General features: G+C 63.3%; 17 protein-coding genes. 4 read left to right on the top strand and 13 right to left on the bottom strand.

All coding sequences use genetic code 11. From position 1 onward, the window contains the following. The first annotated feature begins 22 nt into the window (after positions 1-22). Positions 23-415, top strand: coding sequence for a phage holin family protein (locus E3T41_RS06330; protein WP_092447992.1), 393 nt, complete (start codon positions 23-25; stop codon positions 413-415). Between the two features lie 9 nt (positions 416-424). Here E3T41_RS06330 and E3T41_RS06335 read toward each other — a convergent pair whose 3' ends face one another. Continuing rightward, the gene (locus E3T41_RS06335; RefSeq protein WP_134477783.1) at positions 425-1,885 is read right to left on the bottom strand and encodes an alpha/beta hydrolase; all 1,461 of its coding nucleotides are present in this window, start codon (positions 1,883-1,885) and stop codon (positions 425-427) included. Further along, positions 1,882-2,163 carry a hypothetical protein gene (locus E3T41_RS06340; protein WP_104132972.1) on the bottom strand — a complete coding sequence of 94 codons (282 nt, stop codon included), beginning with the start codon at positions 2,161-2,163 and terminating at the stop codon, positions 1,882-1,884. Before E3T41_RS06340 ends, E3T41_RS06335 begins: the two co-directional genes overlap by 4 nt. Positions 2,164-2,289: 126 nt before the next feature. On the opposite strand from E3T41_RS06340, the gene E3T41_RS06345 reads away from it, so the two are divergent. Both E3T41_RS06345 and purB read left to right on the top strand, forming a co-directional pair. Then, positions 2,290-2,817: a low molecular weight protein-tyrosine-phosphatase gene (locus E3T41_RS06345; protein ID WP_092448187.1), complete on the top strand. Its 528-nt coding sequence runs from the start codon at positions 2,290-2,292 to the stop codon at positions 2,815-2,817. After that, positions 2,814-4,196: an adenylosuccinate lyase gene (gene purB / locus E3T41_RS06350; RefSeq protein ID WP_092447996.1), complete on the top strand. Its 1,383-nt coding sequence runs from the start codon at positions 2,814-2,816 to the stop codon at positions 4,194-4,196. The genes E3T41_RS06345 and purB overlap by 4 nt, the downstream gene beginning before the upstream one ends. Positions 4,197-4,255: 59 nt before the next feature. On the opposite strand, the gene E3T41_RS06355 is transcribed toward purB, so the two are convergent. From E3T41_RS06355 to E3T41_RS06375, 5 genes are all read right to left on the bottom strand, one after another. Next, entirely contained in the window at positions 4,256-5,263 is a 1,008-nt protein-coding gene (locus tag E3T41_RS06355; RefSeq protein ID WP_370257233.1) for an NAD(P)-dependent alcohol dehydrogenase, read from the bottom strand. Between the two features lie 47 nt (positions 5,264-5,310). Further along, positions 5,311-6,804, bottom strand: a complete 1,494-nt coding sequence (locus tag E3T41_RS06360) for a mannitol dehydrogenase family protein (RefSeq protein ID WP_134477787.1) — start codon at positions 6,802-6,804, stop codon at positions 5,311-5,313. Beyond that, positions 6,805-7,617, bottom strand: a complete 813-nt coding sequence (locus E3T41_RS06365) for a carbohydrate ABC transporter permease (protein WP_134443440.1) — start codon at positions 7,615-7,617, stop codon at positions 6,805-6,807. Next, positions 7,617-8,567: a carbohydrate ABC transporter permease gene (locus tag E3T41_RS06370; protein WP_134477789.1), complete on the bottom strand. Its 951-nt coding sequence runs from the start codon at positions 8,565-8,567 to the stop codon at positions 7,617-7,619. Before E3T41_RS06370 ends, E3T41_RS06365 begins: the two co-directional genes overlap by 1 nt. A 74-nt stretch (positions 8,568-8,641) precedes the next feature. Further along, positions 8,642-9,988, bottom strand: a complete 1,347-nt coding sequence (locus tag E3T41_RS06375; protein ID WP_134477791.1) for a sugar ABC transporter substrate-binding protein — start codon at positions 9,986-9,988, stop codon at positions 8,642-8,644. 226 nt (positions 9,989-10,214) lie between these two features. Between E3T41_RS06375 and E3T41_RS06380 the strand changes: the two genes are divergently transcribed. Further along, positions 10,215-11,225 carry an AraC family transcriptional regulator gene (locus tag E3T41_RS06380; RefSeq protein WP_233195409.1) on the top strand — a complete coding sequence of 337 codons (1,011 nt, stop codon included), beginning with the start codon at positions 10,215-10,217 and terminating at the stop codon, positions 11,223-11,225. A gap of 42 nt (positions 11,226-11,267) precedes the next feature. Here E3T41_RS06380 and E3T41_RS06385 read toward each other — a convergent pair whose 3' ends face one another. The 6 genes from E3T41_RS06385 to E3T41_RS06410 all read right to left on the bottom strand — a co-directional run bounded on the left by E3T41_RS06385 (position 11,268) and on the right by E3T41_RS06410 (position 15,453). Further along, positions 11,268-11,516 carry a hypothetical protein gene (locus tag E3T41_RS06385; protein ID WP_092448189.1) on the bottom strand — a complete coding sequence of 83 codons (249 nt, stop codon included), beginning with the start codon at positions 11,514-11,516 and terminating at the stop codon, positions 11,268-11,270. Positions 11,517-11,563: 47 nt separating this feature from the next. Then, positions 11,564-12,160, bottom strand: a complete 597-nt coding sequence (locus E3T41_RS06390) for a hypothetical protein (protein ID WP_092448002.1) — start codon at positions 12,158-12,160, stop codon at positions 11,564-11,566. A gap of 100 nt (positions 12,161-12,260) precedes the next feature. Continuing rightward, a complete protein-coding gene (gene dnaB, locus E3T41_RS06395; protein ID WP_369828705.1) occupies positions 12,261-13,568 on the bottom strand; it encodes a replicative DNA helicase in 1,308 nt (435 codons plus the stop codon). 594 nt (positions 13,569-14,162) lie between these two features. After that, on the bottom strand, positions 14,163-14,612 hold the full coding sequence (gene rplI, locus E3T41_RS06400) for a 50S ribosomal protein L9 (RefSeq protein ID WP_092110565.1): 450 nt from the start codon (positions 14,610-14,612) through the stop codon (positions 14,163-14,165). A gap of 9 nt (positions 14,613-14,621) precedes the next feature. Beyond that, a complete protein-coding gene (gene rpsR / locus E3T41_RS06405; RefSeq protein WP_035835236.1) occupies positions 14,622-14,885 on the bottom strand; it encodes a 30S ribosomal protein S18 in 264 nt (87 codons plus the stop codon). Positions 14,886-14,934: 49 nt separating this feature from the next. Then, on the bottom strand, positions 14,935-15,453 hold the full coding sequence (locus E3T41_RS06410) for a single-stranded DNA-binding protein (protein ID WP_092448003.1): 519 nt from the start codon (positions 15,451-15,453) through the stop codon (positions 14,935-14,937). Between the last annotated feature and the right edge of the window lie 200 nt (positions 15,454-15,653).

The following is a 15,653-nucleotide window of genomic DNA, read 5'->3' on the forward strand; positions in this document are numbered from 1 at the left end:
TTCCCGGTGAGATAGTAGGGACATGGCCAGATTCCTGATCAAGTTGATCGTCAACGCGGTGGCCCTGTGGCTCACCGCCCTGCTCGTCACCGGAGTGCACGTCATTCCGTACGCACCCGATTCGGGTGCGAGCGTGATCACCTACCTGCTCATCGCGCTCATCTTCGGGTTCGTGAACACCGTCGTCGGCGGCGTCGTGCGGGTCGTCGCATTTCCGCTGTACATTCTCACGCTCGGACTGTTTGCGCTCATCGTCAACGGCCTGCTGCTGCTGCTCGTCGCCTGGCTCTCCGGTTTTCTGGGTTTTGGCCTCGTTGTCGATGGCTTCTGGTGGGGCGTACTCGGTGCCCTGGTACTCGGAATCATCTCCTGGCTGCTCGGTCTGATCGTGCGCCCGGTCACCGACCGTAACTAAGCCGCGCCGTCACTTCGGCGCTGACCCGGCTGGCAAGCGGATGCCGCGCCACAAGACGGCCTCGCCCTCCGCGCTCCCGACAATGCCAGTCATCGTGTCCTGAAAATTTTGCAGGTTCTCTTCTGGGGAGGCGTTGATGAGTTGCGCCGTCTCGCGGTAGCGATCAAGGTGGTGGGCCGGCACGTTCTCCCCAACTGGGGGTTCGGTCGTCGCGAAGACCTCGCGACGCACGGTGAGGCGATCCTCCGAGTCGATCAGGCATGACCCACCAAGAGCCGTCACCACGTCATCGCTGTGCTCAACGGTGAGCGTCGCGACACCGGACGGCACCGGAACACACGTTTCCGGCGCCCCAAAAGTGGCCACCGCCTGCACGTTGAACGCCTCAGAGGCAGCTACCTGCGTGGCGACGATGCCACCCTGCGAATGACCGGCCACGACTACTGGATCACCGGGTTCAACGCCGGCGGCCTGCATCGCCTCCATCACCGCCCGAAAGGACCCCGCGTTTTGCTGGGCAATCGCAGACACGTTCGCGGCGAGGTCGAAGGGCTCGTTCGTGGCGACCAGATCCCAGTCGACCGTCCCACCGATGTACACGGCCCAGGACGTTTGCTCGCCGTCACCATATTTCTCGATGCGAACCTGCGCCCCGCCTTTGGCGGCTTTGGGAATTCGCGCGGCCACGTCACTCACCCCGGTGGGTGGCTTCAATTTTGCCAAAATACGGACCCGCCGCACCCTCACCGCACCTTCCCGCAACAGCCCGCCACTTCGCGCTACGGCGAGCACGGCGACTGCGGTGCTCGAGATGCCCGTCACACCCAGGCCGGTGTCTCCGAGAATCAGGTCAACTCCAAGAGGCACTCCCAGTGCGCCCAGAGCGACGTCATCGAGCGAAGAGACGAGCAGCTTGGCCATGAGGACCGTTTGCGGGTCCGTGATAACCCGTTGGTCGAGAACAAACCCGTATCCCGTCTCACGCTTCACGAGCCCCGCCATCGCCCAGACGACCAATCCCAGAGCAGGCAGAGAGGTTGCCATTACTCCCAGGACCAGTGGAGTGGCTCCGAGCAGGAGCATCAGCCTGATAATCGTCCCGACATCATGCCCCACTTTCGCGCTCCCCAGCACGGCCAGTTGCAGGGCGCTGTGCTCAGCCCAGCCGTACCGTTCCGCGGCAGCCACCAGGGACTCGGCCAGGTCGCCGCTGCGCTGCACCAGTTCGCCGAGCGCCCCACTGGCCCAGAGCAGGGGTATCCCGGCGTCCCCCGGCGTCCATTTCATGGCCCCGCCGGCGGAGTCCAGTTGCCGGATACTGTCCACCCTGACGCGAAAGTCCTCGGCCTGGGCCTGGGCATACCGCAGCATCTCGGCCTCGGCCAGTACGACATCCGTTGACACGATTGTGGTTCCCCCCACGGACACTGTCAGTTCGCTTCCACCCACGCCAACGTCGTATTCGCTCATTGCTCCGACTCCAGCTGCCAAATGTTCTGCCTTAACTGGTCCTGCGCTTCGTCCAGAAAGTTCACGACCAGGCCCAGGTCGTGAACAATCTCTGCGACCCGCTCGCGGTAGGCACGCTTCGCGGCCGACTGCCAGAATTCGCTTTCGTCCCCCCGGCGCAACCGTCCCTGTAAATCCACGACATCGGCGGTGAGGGCCTGCACCCGCAGCCGTTGAGCTCGAAACACGGAAAGCTGATCGGTGCGTCCCGATGCGATGAGTCCAGCCAGATCATCCATGGCACCTCCCCGACAGGACCGATCGTCGCAGAATCGCCGGCCACCGGGCCTCCCCTCGACGATTCTGTGCACAGACTCCGGATACTGGGCATGTGCAGGAGCCGAATCTGCTCCACAATGGGATACATGTCTTTCGCGTCACTCACCCCCGACGAGTCGACGCCATTCCGCATCATTTTCGTCTGCACCGGCAACATCTGCCGATCGCCCATGGCCGAGGTCGTGCTGCGTGATCTGATCACGAAGCTCGGCCTGGGGCGACTGATCGCGACCAGCTCAGCCGGCACCGGAGACTGGCATGTGGGTGAGCAGGCCGACGGTCGCACGATTACCGCGCTGGCCAAGCGGGGTTATGACGGCAGCCACCACCGGGCTCGCCAATTCGATCCGCTCTGGTTCGCCGACCACGACCTGGTCGTCGTACTCGACCGCGGCCAGGAGCGCATCCTGCGGAACTGGGCGCTGGCTGATCGCGATCGCGCCAAGGTGCGCCTGCTGCTGAGTTTTGACGCCGAGCAGGCCGCCCTGTGCGACGTGCCAGACCCCTACTATTCCGACGATGCGTTGTTTGACTCGGTATTGGGCATGATTGAGAGTGCCAACCACGCACTTTTGAAACAACTTGCACCCGCAATTCGACAGGGAGTCCAATGAGTCACCTACCCGTACAGGTTCTAAGCCCGCTTGACGGCCGCTACCGATCCGCCGTTTCCGATCTGGGCGAGTACCTGTCCGAGGCCGGCCTCAACCGCGCCCGGGTGCGCGTGGAGGTCGAGTGGCTGATCACCCTCACCGACCGCAGCCTGTTCGGCTCAGCCCCGCTGACCGCCGAGCAGAAGCTCGACCTGCGAGCCCTGGTGACGAATTTCGGGCAGGCCGAGATCGATGAGCTGGCCGAGCTCGAGGCAACCACCCGGCACGACGTGAAGGCTGTCGAATACCTCGTCCGTCGCCGCCTCGGCACGCTCGGCCTCGCCGACATCAGCGAGCTCACCCACTTCGCGGCGACCAGCGAGGACATCAACAACCTCTCCTACGCCCTCACTGTGCGTGATGCGGTGCAGACGGTCTGGCTGCCCAAGCTTCGCCTGGTCATCGACGCGCTGCGCAGCCGTGCTCTCGAATTTCGAGCGGATGCGATGCTGGCCCGCACCCACGGGCAGCCCGCGACGCCGACCACCATGGGCAAGGAACTCGCCGTGTTCGTCTATCGACTCGAGCGCATCGTGGCCCAGATCGACGCCGGTGACTACCTCGGCAAGTTCAGCGGCGCCACCGGCACCTTCGCCGCCCACGTCGCCGCCGATCCGTCGGTGGACTGGCCCGCCGTGTCCCGCGAGTTCGTCGAGGGCCTCGGCCTCGGCTGGAACCCGCTCACCACTCAGATCGAGTCGCACGACTGGCAGGCCGAGCTGTACTCCCGCGCCTCCCACGCCAATCGCATCCTGCACAACCTGGCCACGGACATCTGGACCTACATCTCGATCGGCTACTTCCGCCAGATTCCGCAGGCCGGAGCCACCGGATCCTCCACCATGCCGCACAAGATCAACCCGATCCGGTTCGAGAACGCAGAGGCCAACCTCGAATTGTCCTGCGCCATTCTCGACTCGCTCGCCGCGACGCTGGTGACCAGCCGGCTGCAGCGCGACCTCACCGATTCCACCACCCAGCGCAACATCGGCGTCGGTTTCGGGCACTCGCTGCTCGCCCTCGACAACATTCTGCGCGGCCTCGGCGAGATCGACATCGACCGCGCCCTGCTCGAGCGCGACCTGGACTCCAACTGGGAGATTCTCGGTGAAGCGATCCAGACCGTGATTCGCGCCGAGGTCTCGGCCGGACGATCCTCGATCGAAGACCCCTACGCCCTGCTCAAGGAGCTGACCCGCGGCAAGCGCATCACCAGCGCCGATCTGGCCGCCTTTGTCTCAGCCCTCGATATCGGCCCGGCCGCGAAGACTCGCCTGCTCCACCTCACCCCGGCCGGCTATGTCGGCCTCGCCGACTCCCTGATCGACTTTCTGCGCTAGGAGGTCCTGATCGGTCAAACGGCGCACGTTGCGGATTGCTCCGGACGTGCGCCGTTTCATCACCGACCGGGGTAGACGATGACCTTCATCTGGCCGGGCTGGCGACCGGCATTGAGGGCCTGCTCAGCGTCGGCAAGCGCAAAGGTGCTCGTGACCAGCACGTCGAGGTCGACGGCGCCGCTCTCAACCAGCTGAATGCCGAGCGGCCAGGTGTTGGTGTATCGAAAGACGCCGCTCAGCCAGATCTCCCGGTTCTGAATCCAGGAGACGGGCAATTCAACGGTGTCGTTGCCCATCCCGACGAGGATGGCCCGGCCACCCGGTCGCACCGCCAGAATTCCGGCCTGCACCGCCGCCGCAACTCCGGAGGCGTCGATGAACGCATCCACTTCCAGGCCTTCGACCGACTCGACCCTGGGGTCGAGGGCGACGGTGGCCCCGTGCTCGAGGGCGAATGCGCGACGGTCATCCGCGATATCCGTGATATAAATTTTTGTGGCACCGAACGCGCGTGCAGTCTGCGCCAGGATCACGCCGATCGGGCCGGCGCCAGCTATGAGCACCGAGCTTCCCGGGCGAATGTCGGCGCGTTTGCAGGCCCAGATCCCGACCGAGAGTGGTTCGATCAGCGCGGCGGCCTCGTCGGAGATACTGTCCGGAATTGCATAAGCAAAGTCCGTTTGAATCGCCACGTACTCGCAGAACGCCCCGTCGATCGGCGGCGTCGCAAAAAACTCGATGTCGGGACAGAGGTTGTAACGGCCGGCCTTGCATTGCTCGCAGATGCGGCACGGCCGCTGCGGTTCGACGGCCACACGCTGCCCGATGCGAGCGGGGTCGACCCCCGAGCCGACCGCGGTGATGCGTCCGGACAACTCATGACCGAGAATAAGCGGATGCTCGACCACATACGGCCCAATTCGGCCGTGCTGGTAGTAATGCACATCGCTCCCGCAAACACCGACCGCGGCAACCTGCACAAGAACTTGGTCGTGTTCGAGGTCGGGAACGGGCACCGTGTCGACGGTGACCTCTCCGGCGGCGCGCAGCAAGGAGGCTTTCATCATGGTCACTGGGGGTTCTTTCGGTAGGCGTGTCGTGGCTGAAGCATCCGTCATGAGCGGTCCTCGATGGACAGGTACGACATGACGGTAGCGTGCGCGCCCTTCTCAAGGAGCGAATCCAACGCCGCCAGGTAGGCGGCGGCGAATCGCTCGTTGTCGGCGAGATTTCCGAACAGTTTCTCATTACGCACGAAGGCGAGCCGGTCGCCCCGCTGAGTCTGCGCGATGGCCACAAGCTCGGCACTCAGGGGGTCGACGACCGTGATCGGCTCACCCTGTTCGTCGATGCCTTCGGCATACCGCGCCCAACTGGCGACGATCGCGGCCGAGCACTCGATCTCGCCACCGCTGGCGAGCTGGTCATGAATGACCGGCACGAGCCATTTGGGGATTCGGTCGGATGACTCGGCGCAGAGCCGGGCGAGAGTGTCGCGCACCTCGGGGTTGGAGAACCGCACGATCAGCGTGGCCTTGTAGTCGTCGAGGTCGATTCCGGGCACCGGTTTGAGCGTGGGTGTGCCCTCTCGGTCCATGTAGCGTTGGACGAATCTGCGGAGGGCGTCATCGGCCATGGCCTCGTGGGCATAGCGGTGGCCGCTGAGATAGCCGAAGTAGCACAGGGCCTGATGGCTGGCGTTGAGCAGCCGCAGCTTCATGTACTCGTAGGGCGTGACGTCCTCGACCAGCTGCACACCAGCCTGCTCAAGCGGCGGACGACCGAGACCGAAGTCGTCTTCGACGACCCACTGAAAGAACGGTTCGCAGACCACGGGCCAGCCGTCGTGCAGCCCGGTGAGGGCAGCAGCTTCGATAATGTCGTCGGCAGAGGTGACGGGGGTGATGCGGTCGACCATCGCGTTGGGAAAGTGCACGTTGTGCAACATCCACTCGCCGAACTCGGCGTCCTTCTGCACCGCGAAGGCCGAGAACATGCGTTTCGCCATGTCGCCATTGCCCTGAATATTGTCACAGGACTGCACCGTGAATGGCTCGAGCCCGCGTTCGCGACGGCGACGGAGGGCCTCGGTGACATAGCCGAAGACGGTCGTCGGCACGGCCCCGTCGACCAGGTCCGCGATGACTCCAGGGTGGGTCTGGTCGAATTCGCCGGTCACCCGGTCGAAGTTGTAACCGCCCTCCGTGATCGTGAGCGACACGATACGGATAGCAGGGCTAGCCATTTTCTCGAGCACGGCCTCCGGATCGTCGGGCGCAAACAGATACTCGACCATGCTGCCGATGATCGACGACTCGCGGTGGCCGTCCGGGTGTTTGAGGGTGACCGTGTAGAGGCAGTCCTGCTGGTCGAGCACTTCCTTCATTCTGCGGTCGCCCTCGAGCAGTCCGACCCCGCAAATCGCCCAGTCCTGGGCGAGGCCGGCGTTCATGAGCTCATCGAGGGCGACGGCCTGGTGGGCGCGGTGAAAGCCGCCGACACCAAAGTGCATGATTCCCGCAGTGAGGGTCGAGCGGTCGTAGCTGGGCCGAGCGACACCGGACTTGAGGTTGCCGAGTGTCGCCGTGCACAGTGTGGGCTGCGCCATCTACTTCACCGCTCCCATGGCGAGTCCGCGTACGAGCTGCTTTTGGGCAACCCAGCCGGCGATGATGACCGGAAGCACGGCGATGGTTGACGCGGCGGAGAGCACCGCAAGGAACTGGCCACGACCGTCGACAAAGCTCGCCAGAAACGGCGGCGTCGTGCGAGCGATCGAGGTCGTGAGCAGCGTTGCGAGAAAGTACTCATTCCAGGCGAAGATGAAGCAGATCAGCGCGACGGCCGCGATGCCGGGCAGCAGAATCGGCAACACCACCCGGATCAGTTCGGTGCGCAGGTTTGCCCCGTCGATCTGGGCGGCTTCAACGATCTCGCGCGGAACCTCGTTGAAGAACGACCGCATCATCCACACAGCGATCGGAAGGTTCATCGCCGCGTAGAGCAGGCCGATGGCGGTGATGTTGTCGAGAGCGCCGAGGGCCTTGAGAATGAAGAACACCGGCAGGATCGACGCCGCAGCCGGCAGGAAGCGCGTGGAGATGAAGAAAAACAACACGTCCTGCACGCGCTTGATCGGGCGGATGCTGAGCCCATAGGCCGCGGGGATGGCGAGGAGCAGCACGATCGCCGTCGACGAGATGCTCGCGGTGAGGGAGTTGAGCAGGTAGGTTCCCATGCCGCGGTCGAAGACGAGCTGGTACTGGTCGAAACTCAACGCGGTGAAGAGGGTCGGCGGGATAGAGGCCGCTGCGCCCTCGGTCTTGAAACTGGTGAAGACCATCCAGGCGATCGGAAAGAAGAACATCAGCACCAGAACCCACGTCATTGTCGTGATCAGGGTGCCCTTGAGTGTGCGCATCAGCGTTCACTTCCGTTCATGAATACTTTGAAAAGGGTGCGGAGAGCGATGGTGGCGACGGCGATCGTGACGATGACCGTGACGACCCCGAAGGCGGCGGCCTGCCCGACGTCGAGTCCGATAAACGCCCGCTCATAGAGCAGATAGGAGAGGGTCTTGGTGCCGCCCGTTCCTTTGGTCATGATCGCGATCGGGTCGAAGGCCTGCAGCAACATGATCGACCCGAGCAGGGTCGCGATTTCAATGTACTGGCGCAGGTGCGGCAGCGTCATCCACTGAAAGGTGCGGAACGGACCGGCACCGTCGACGGACGCGGCCTCGAGCACTTCCCGGCTCTGGCTCTGCAGCCCGGCGAGCAGGATGAGCATCATGAACGGCGTGTACTGCCAGGTCAGCATCATGATGATGGTGAGCGCCGGAAAGTCGGTGTTCCAGGCGATCGAGGGCAGACCGATGAAGTTGAGTCCAACGTTGACCATGCCGACGTTGACGTCGAGCATCGACCACTTCCAGATGAGCGCCGCGGCGGCCGGCATCACCAGGAACGGCGTGATCATGAGGGTGCGTGCGAGGCCCTGGCCCATGAACTTGCGGTCGAGCAACACAGCAAAGAACAAACCGAAAACCAGCGACAGCACCACGGACGAGCCCGTGATGACGACGGTTGCCATCAGTGAAGGGAAGAAGTCGGGGCCGGTGAAGACGACCGCGTAGTTCTGAAAGCCGGCGAACGCGATCTCGGCCGGGCGAAGTTGATTCCAGTTCAGGAACGAGAAGTAGATCGTGACCAGAAACGGAATTTGGGTCAGTACGATCGAAAAGAAGAGTGCCGGTAACACGAGTGCCCGTGACGCTCGAGCCTTCTTGCGCAGGGAGAGTGCGGCGGCGTGCGATCTTTTTGCCGAGGGCTGTGCCGGCGCCGGAGGCGGGGCTGTCGTCAGGGTTGTCATTGCTTCTTCCTCATAGTTGAGGTGCTGCCGGGGGCCGTTCGACCGACCCCCGACAGCACGTACCTGGTGCCGTGCTACTTCTGCTTGTCGCCCGCGGTCTGGGCGATGACTTGGCCCTTATCCAGGGCCTCCTCCACGGTGGTCCGTCCGGCGATGGCATCAGCCACCAGCTGGGCGACCTGGTTTCCCACGTCCTGGAACTCTGGAATCGTCACGTACTGGATTCCGACCCACGGCTGCGGGTTGAGTCCTGGCTGCTCCGGATTGACCGCATTCATGACGTCGAGCGTGATCGGGGCAAAGGCGGCAGCGGCTTCCTCGTATTCGGGGATCGAGTAGGTCGACGTGCGCGCTCCCGGGGGAACCCGGGTCCAACCGAGGGTCGTTCCGACTAGCTGCTGGTACTCCTTGCTCGTGGCCCACTTGACGAAGGTGGTCGCGGCTTCGGCGTTCTTAGTGGTCTTGGGAACGGCGAGGTTCCAGGACCAGAGCCAGCCCGATTCTTCTGTCTTGTAGACGGGAGCGTGGGTGTAGGCCATTTTGCCGGCAACGGCCGAAGTCTCGGGGTCCTCGAGGATCGACGCGGCTACCGATGCGTCGTACCACATGGCGACCTTGCCGGACTGGAGCTGGTTGAGGCACTCGGTGAAGCTGTTCGACACGGGGTCGGGCTCGCCAGCCGCCGCGAGCAGGTCGACGTAGAAGTTCACGCCTTCGACGAACTCGGGCGAGTTCACCTGCGCGTTCCAGTCTTCGTCGTACCACGCGCCACCGAAGGTCTGCACGACGGTGGTCAGCGGTGCGAACAGGTCACCCCAGCCGGGCTTGCCGCGCAGGCAGATGCCCGCAACGTCCGGCGTGTTGAGCGCTTTGGCTGCCATCGCGACTTCCTGCCAAGTGGGGTGGTCGCTGATCGTGATTCCGGCCGCGTCGGTCATTTCCTTGTTGTACATCAGGATCGACGATTCACCGTAGAAGGGAACGGCATACTGCTTGCCGTCGACGGTGAGTGCGGTGCGTACCGCCGGCAGGGTGTCGTCGACGTCGTAGGTGGGATCGTCGGCGAGGGCCGAGGTGAGGTCGGTGAGCCAGCCCTGGGCGCCCCACTGCGGCACCTCGTAGGCCCCGACCGTGACAATGTCGTACTGGCCGGCCCCGGAGGCCACGTCGGCGGTGACGGCGGCCCGCAAGTCGCCCTCTTCCATCTGCACGAAGTTGACGTTGATGCCGGGGTTGTCCTCTTCGAACGTTCCCTTGAGCTGTTCCATGTCCTTCATCTGCGGGTTGTTCACCGTGGCGAGGGTGAGGGTGACGTCTCCCGACGCCGCTCCGCCCCCGCCGGCACCGGCACAGCCCGTGAGCGCGAAGGCGATCACGATGAGCCCCGCCCCCAGCGTGATCGCACGTTTCTTTCCAAGCATTGGAACTCCTTTGTCGTCGTTGCTTTTGCTGTGTGCGGGGGCGGGTGGGTAGAAATCCACCGCTCCGTCCGGAGCGTTCCCGCCGTCATCCGATTCTTGAAGTTACCCGAATTCGTTCGCGCCCTCCTAGTCCGCGCAGAGTACGATTCTGATACTTTCTTTCCAACGGATGCTGCGGCTACGCTGCATTATCCGCATCCGCTTGACTGGTCTGATCGGAGTTGTGATGAAAGCGTTACCCACGGACGAAACGCGACCCGTCGCCATGGCGGCCCGGTTCCTCGAACGACCCGCGACGCGCGAGGTGATCCGACACCTGCCGAGCGAATCTTTTCGCTGGCTGGAACACGATTACCCGAGCGAAATCGCGCGCTGGAACTACCACCCCGAGTACGAACTACACCTCATTCGGCACGGCACGGGCAGCTACATCATTGGCGACCAGGTTGGCCCGTTTGGGCCCGGTCAGGTGGCGCTCATCGGGCCGGGGGTTCCGCACGATTGGATGAGCGACCTGCAGACCGACGAGGTGGTCTACAACCGCGACGTCGTGCTGCAGTTCACCGGCGAATGGTTCGAAAGGTGCGCGAGCACGTTGCCCGAACTCAATCCAGTGCGGGCGCTCCTGGAGTCCTCGGGCCGGGGCATTATCTTCACCGGTTCGACGGCAGCGCGTGCGGCCGCCGAGCTCGAACTCATAGGCACCGCGCAGGGCGCCCGCAAGGTCTCCTACGTGTTCGCCGTGCTGGCGACCCTGGCGGAAGCACCGGTCGACGAGAAGGCCTTTGTCGCCCGGGAGTGGTTCTCCACGGCCGGTCAGGGCGACGGCAGACTCGCCGTCGAGGCTGGGCTGGCCTACATCTTCGACAATCTGTCAACCCGCATTCGCATGTCCGACGCCGCCCGGCTGGCCCACATGTCGGAGCCGACGTTTTCAAAGTACTTCAAGAAGTCGAGCGGGCTGACTTTTAGCGCCATGGTGAAGAAGTTGCGCATCGCGAATGCCTGCCGATTGCTGGCCCAGACCGACGACTCGATCGCCTCGGTGTCTCTCGGAGTTGGCTATTCCAACCTGGCCAACTTCAATCGACAGTTCCACACCGAGGTGGGAATGACTCCGAGCCGCTATCGGCGACTGGATACCGCTGAACGCCCGGCAGGACAGACCCCCAGTCTCGACCTCAAGACCCAGCGACCACCGTCGGTACTCGAGTCCACGGCGGGCATCCCGGTCTAGGACTGTTGGGCTGGGCGTGCCACGTGACGCGCCAGCGTGCGGTCAGTGGCCGTTCTGCTCATCAAGGTCGGTCTGCTCCGACGCGTTCGGCTTCATGCCGAGAACGAGCATCGCAATCACCACGAGAGCCACGATGAAGGTCACGCCGAAACCGATCGCCGAAAGTATCAGGTCGCGGGTGGTCAATAGAATCGTGCCTGCGATGAACAGGCCCATCAGGCCGGAAATACCGAGCAGCTCGGCTGGTTTCAGCCGATCGGACCGGCTCGGCTGGTGCGCGGGATTGGGCATACCGGGAGTCTTCTTGGCCATTTTTTTTCTGGGGACGCGTTTTGAAGTCACAGGGAATCCGAATCGTTGGGGACGGGAACGCCGCGGCGCTGCCGCGGGGAATCCCACTTGAGGGAGAGCCCGGCAATGGGCAGGAAAACTGCGAGAAAGACCAGATAGGCCCCGAACAGCCCGACCGACACGACGGGGTTGGGCGGAAGCAGGAGGAACAGTAGCGCGAGGATGGCGGTGCCGATGCCGGTGAACAGCCAGTCCTTCGCGGGTAGTGCTCGCTTGCGCACGCGAATACCTGCATAGATCTCCAGGAACCCCGTGACGGCTCCCCAGACGCTCACCACGAACAGGAAAAACCCGTGCCCGCCGGCGTGAAAGGCGAGGGCCACTCCGCCGGCGACCATGCTCACGATGCCACTGATCAGGAACAGGCTGCGGTCGGTAGCGACGGTCAGGGTGCGAGGTCCCGACAGAATGAGCCAGAGTCCGCTCGCGAGGGCGAATGCGCCGAACGTGATCACACCGAACTCGGCGGAGTGATCGCCATTGAAGGTAATGATCGCGGCCGGAATCAACGCGATCAGGGCGCGCCCGAAGGGCACGCGCCAGTACCCGGGACCGACGTTTGATGGCGCCTGGACCTTCGCCACGCACGACCTCTTTCGTTGCACAATTTTGTCCCCCTCAGTCTACGCGGCGAGGTGGTCGCGGGGCTGCGAGCGCGCTGCGTGCGGGGCTGCGTAGGGGAGGCTACCCGCCGGCGACCATGTCGGCGAACCGGGAGTAGTGGCCGTGGAAGGCGACCGTGACGGTACGGGTGGGCCCGTTACGGTGTTTGGCGACGATGAGGTCGGCCTCGCCGGCCCGCGGGTTGTCTTTCTCGTACGCGCTCTCGCGGTGCAGCAGGATGACCATATCGGCGTCCTGCTCGAGCGAACCCGATTCTCGAAGGTCGGAGATGGCCGGCATCTTGTCGGCGCGCTGCTCCGGACCACGGTTGAGCTGGGACAGCGCGATCACGGGAACCTGCAGTTCTTTGGCGAGCAGCTTAAGCGCGCGCGAGAATTCACTGACCTCCTGCTGACGTGATTCGACCTTCTTACCGCTCGTCATGAGCTGCAGGTAGTCAATGATGACCATCTTGAGCCCCACCCGTTGCTTGAGACGGCGACACTTGGCCCGAATCTCGACCAGAGTCATGTTCGGGCTGTCGTCAATGTACAGCGGCGCATCGTTGATGCGACCACGGGTGGACGCGATCGTGGTCCAGTCGCGGGCCTCGACAGTTCCCTTGCGCATGCTCTGCAGGGGAACGGATGCCTCGGCTGCGAGCAGACGCATCGCAATTTCACTGCGCCCCATTTCGAGGGAGAAGAAGATGCTGGGCATGTTGTTGTGGATCGAAGCCGAGCGCGCGAAGTCGAGTGCGAGGGTGGACTTTCCCAGTGCCGGACGGGCCGCGACGATGATGAGCTGGCCGCCGTGGAATCCGTTGGTGAGTTCGTCCAGGTCAGCGAAGCCGGTCGGTACGCCGCTCATCTGGCCGTCTTTGAGCTTGGCCGCCTCGATCTCCTCGATGGCGGCGGTGACGGCATCGGTCAGTGGAACGTAGTCTTCGGTTTCGGTGCCGCCGGTGACCGAGTAAATTTCGGCCTGGGCGGTGTTGACGAGGTCGAGCACCTCACCCTCGCCGGCGTAGCCCATTTGGGCAATGCGGGTACCAGCCTCGACCAGGCGGCGCAGCAGGGCACGCTCAGCCACGATCGTGGAGTAGAAGCCGGCATTCGCTGCCGTGGGCACGAGGCTTGTGAGGGTGTGCAGGTAGTCGGCACCACCGGCCCGCGACAGCTCTCCGAGTTTGGTGAGCTCGTCGGTGACCGTGATGACGTCGGTGGGCTCACCCTGCGCGTAGAGCGAGAGAATGGCATCGAAGATGATCTCGTGCTTGGGAATGTAGAAGTCCCCGCCGCGCACGGTCTCGACGACATCGGCAACGGCGTCTTTACTGAGCATCATGCCACCGAGGGCGCTCTGCTCGGCCAGCAGGTCGTGTGGCAGGGCACGCTCCGACTTCCAGGCTTCAGCGGGCCGCTCGCCTCGATTTTGGTCGACTGCGCCGCCGCGGACTGACGAAGCGTACTCGTTTGACGCTGGCTGGTTGGCCAGGCCCAGGTGAGCGATCGACACTCGGTACCTCTTTCTTCGTGCACTTCGGAGAATCCGTGTGCTTTCAGGTGTATCAGGACCCACCGACACGGGCCACGATGCACCAGCTTGAGCTGGAAACCGGCACTGCATCACCTTAGGTAGGTAGCAGCGCCCCCACAAACCCCCTTGTGGATAACTCTGTGGAGAATCTGCGCGAAACGCCGTGGAGATTGTGCAGAACCTGTGCACTCAGTTGTGGATAAATAGTTGAACTAAGCCACATAAATAGCTTTGATCAGCAATTTCGTTGATTATCAAGGCTGTGAATAAAGTAGCCTCAACCAACCGTTGAACCTTGACGAGACGAATGCTCACCTGTGCACAAAAGCGTTGCGTTTACCCCGACAAAATGCCTCTTAACGCCACATAGCGGAGGGTTCCTTTCGGAACCCTCCGCTATGGAAGAGGCAAACGTGCCGGTAACTCGCGGAACCGGCACTGACCTTACTTGGCTGCGACGACCACCAGGGTGATCGTGGCACTGAGCTCGTCGCGAAGACGAACCGTTGCCGTGTGCTCACCGGTCAGCTTGATCGCGGTGAGTTCAATCTTGCGCTTGTCAACCGTGCCGAGACCGGCGGCTGCAACGGCGTTAGCCACATCCGTGGTCTTGACCGAACCGAACAGACGTCCGCCGGCGCCGGCCTTGACGACCAGGGTGACCTTGGTGTTCTCAAGCTTGACCTTGAGCGCCTCGGCCTCTTCGAAGGTGGCGTGCTCGCGCGCTGCGCGGGCTGCCTTGATCTGCTCGATCTGCTTCTCGCCACCGCGGGTCCACGCCACAGCGAAGCCCTTGGGAACGAGGTAGTTACGAGCAAACCCGTTCTTGACGTCTACGACGTCGCCGGGTGCACCGAGGCCGGAGACCTCATGCGTCAGAATCAATTTCGACATTTGGTTTCCTTACCGGCCTGAGCCTGCGTAGGGCAGCAAAGCCATTTCGCGGGCGTTCTTGACGGCACGGGCGATGAGGCGCTGTTCCTGAACAGAAACGCCTGTAATGCGGCGGGCGCGGATCTTTCCGCGCTCGGAGATGAACTTGCGCAGGGTGGGGACATCTTTGTAATCAATGACACCAACCCGAATCGACTTCGCGGGAGCGGCGTTCTTGCCACCCTTTGCTCCGCGAAGCGGCTTGCGGCGGTCGCCGCTCGACTTTCCAGCCATGATTTCCTTACTTTCTAAAAGAAGACGTTAGCTCCGCGCGAGGCGAGGCTTAGAAGGGGGTCTCGTCGCTAAAGTTGCCTGGGCTGTTCCAAACGTCCCCACCGGATGCTGCGGGCGACGCAGTCTTGGCGGGTGCGCTGGGAGCCCACGGCTCATCATTGCCCTGGCCACCGGCAGCAGGAGCGCTGCTACGGGGGCCGGACGACTGCGCGCGAGTGAGGGAAGCGGTGGCGTAGCGCAGCGAAGGACCAATTTCGTCGATCTCAAGCTCCATGCTCGTGCGCTTTTCACCTTCCTTCGTCTCATACGAACGCTGCTTGAGACGACCGGAAGCGATGACACGCGAACCCTTGGTCAGTGAACCTGCCACGTGCTCGGCGAATTCACGCCAAACGCTTGCACGCAGGAACAGCGCGTCGCCATCTTTCCACTCGTTGGCCGCACGATCGAACGTACGCGGAGTGGAAGCGATGGTGAAGTTGGCAACCGCCAGCCCGTTCTGCGTGTAACGCAGTTCCGGATCGCTGGTGAGGTTGCCCACCACGGTGATTACGGTCTCGCCAGCCATGGGCTACTTGTCGCTTGCCTTGTCGGCAGCAGCGGCCGGAGCCGGAGCGGCCTTGGCAGCAGCAGGCTTAGCGCCAGCAACCTTCGCGGCCGGAACCGCGGTGGAGGCAGCAACAACCGGAGCAGCAGCGGCCGGAGCCTCTGCCACAACGGCCTCGGCAACGACCGGCGCGGTATCAACCTTCGGGGCAGCGGCAACCT

Source organism: Cryobacterium sp. Hh38, assembly GCF_004403235.1.
GTDB lineage: Bacteria > Actinomycetota > Actinomycetes > Actinomycetales > Microbacteriaceae > Cryobacterium > Cryobacterium levicorallinum.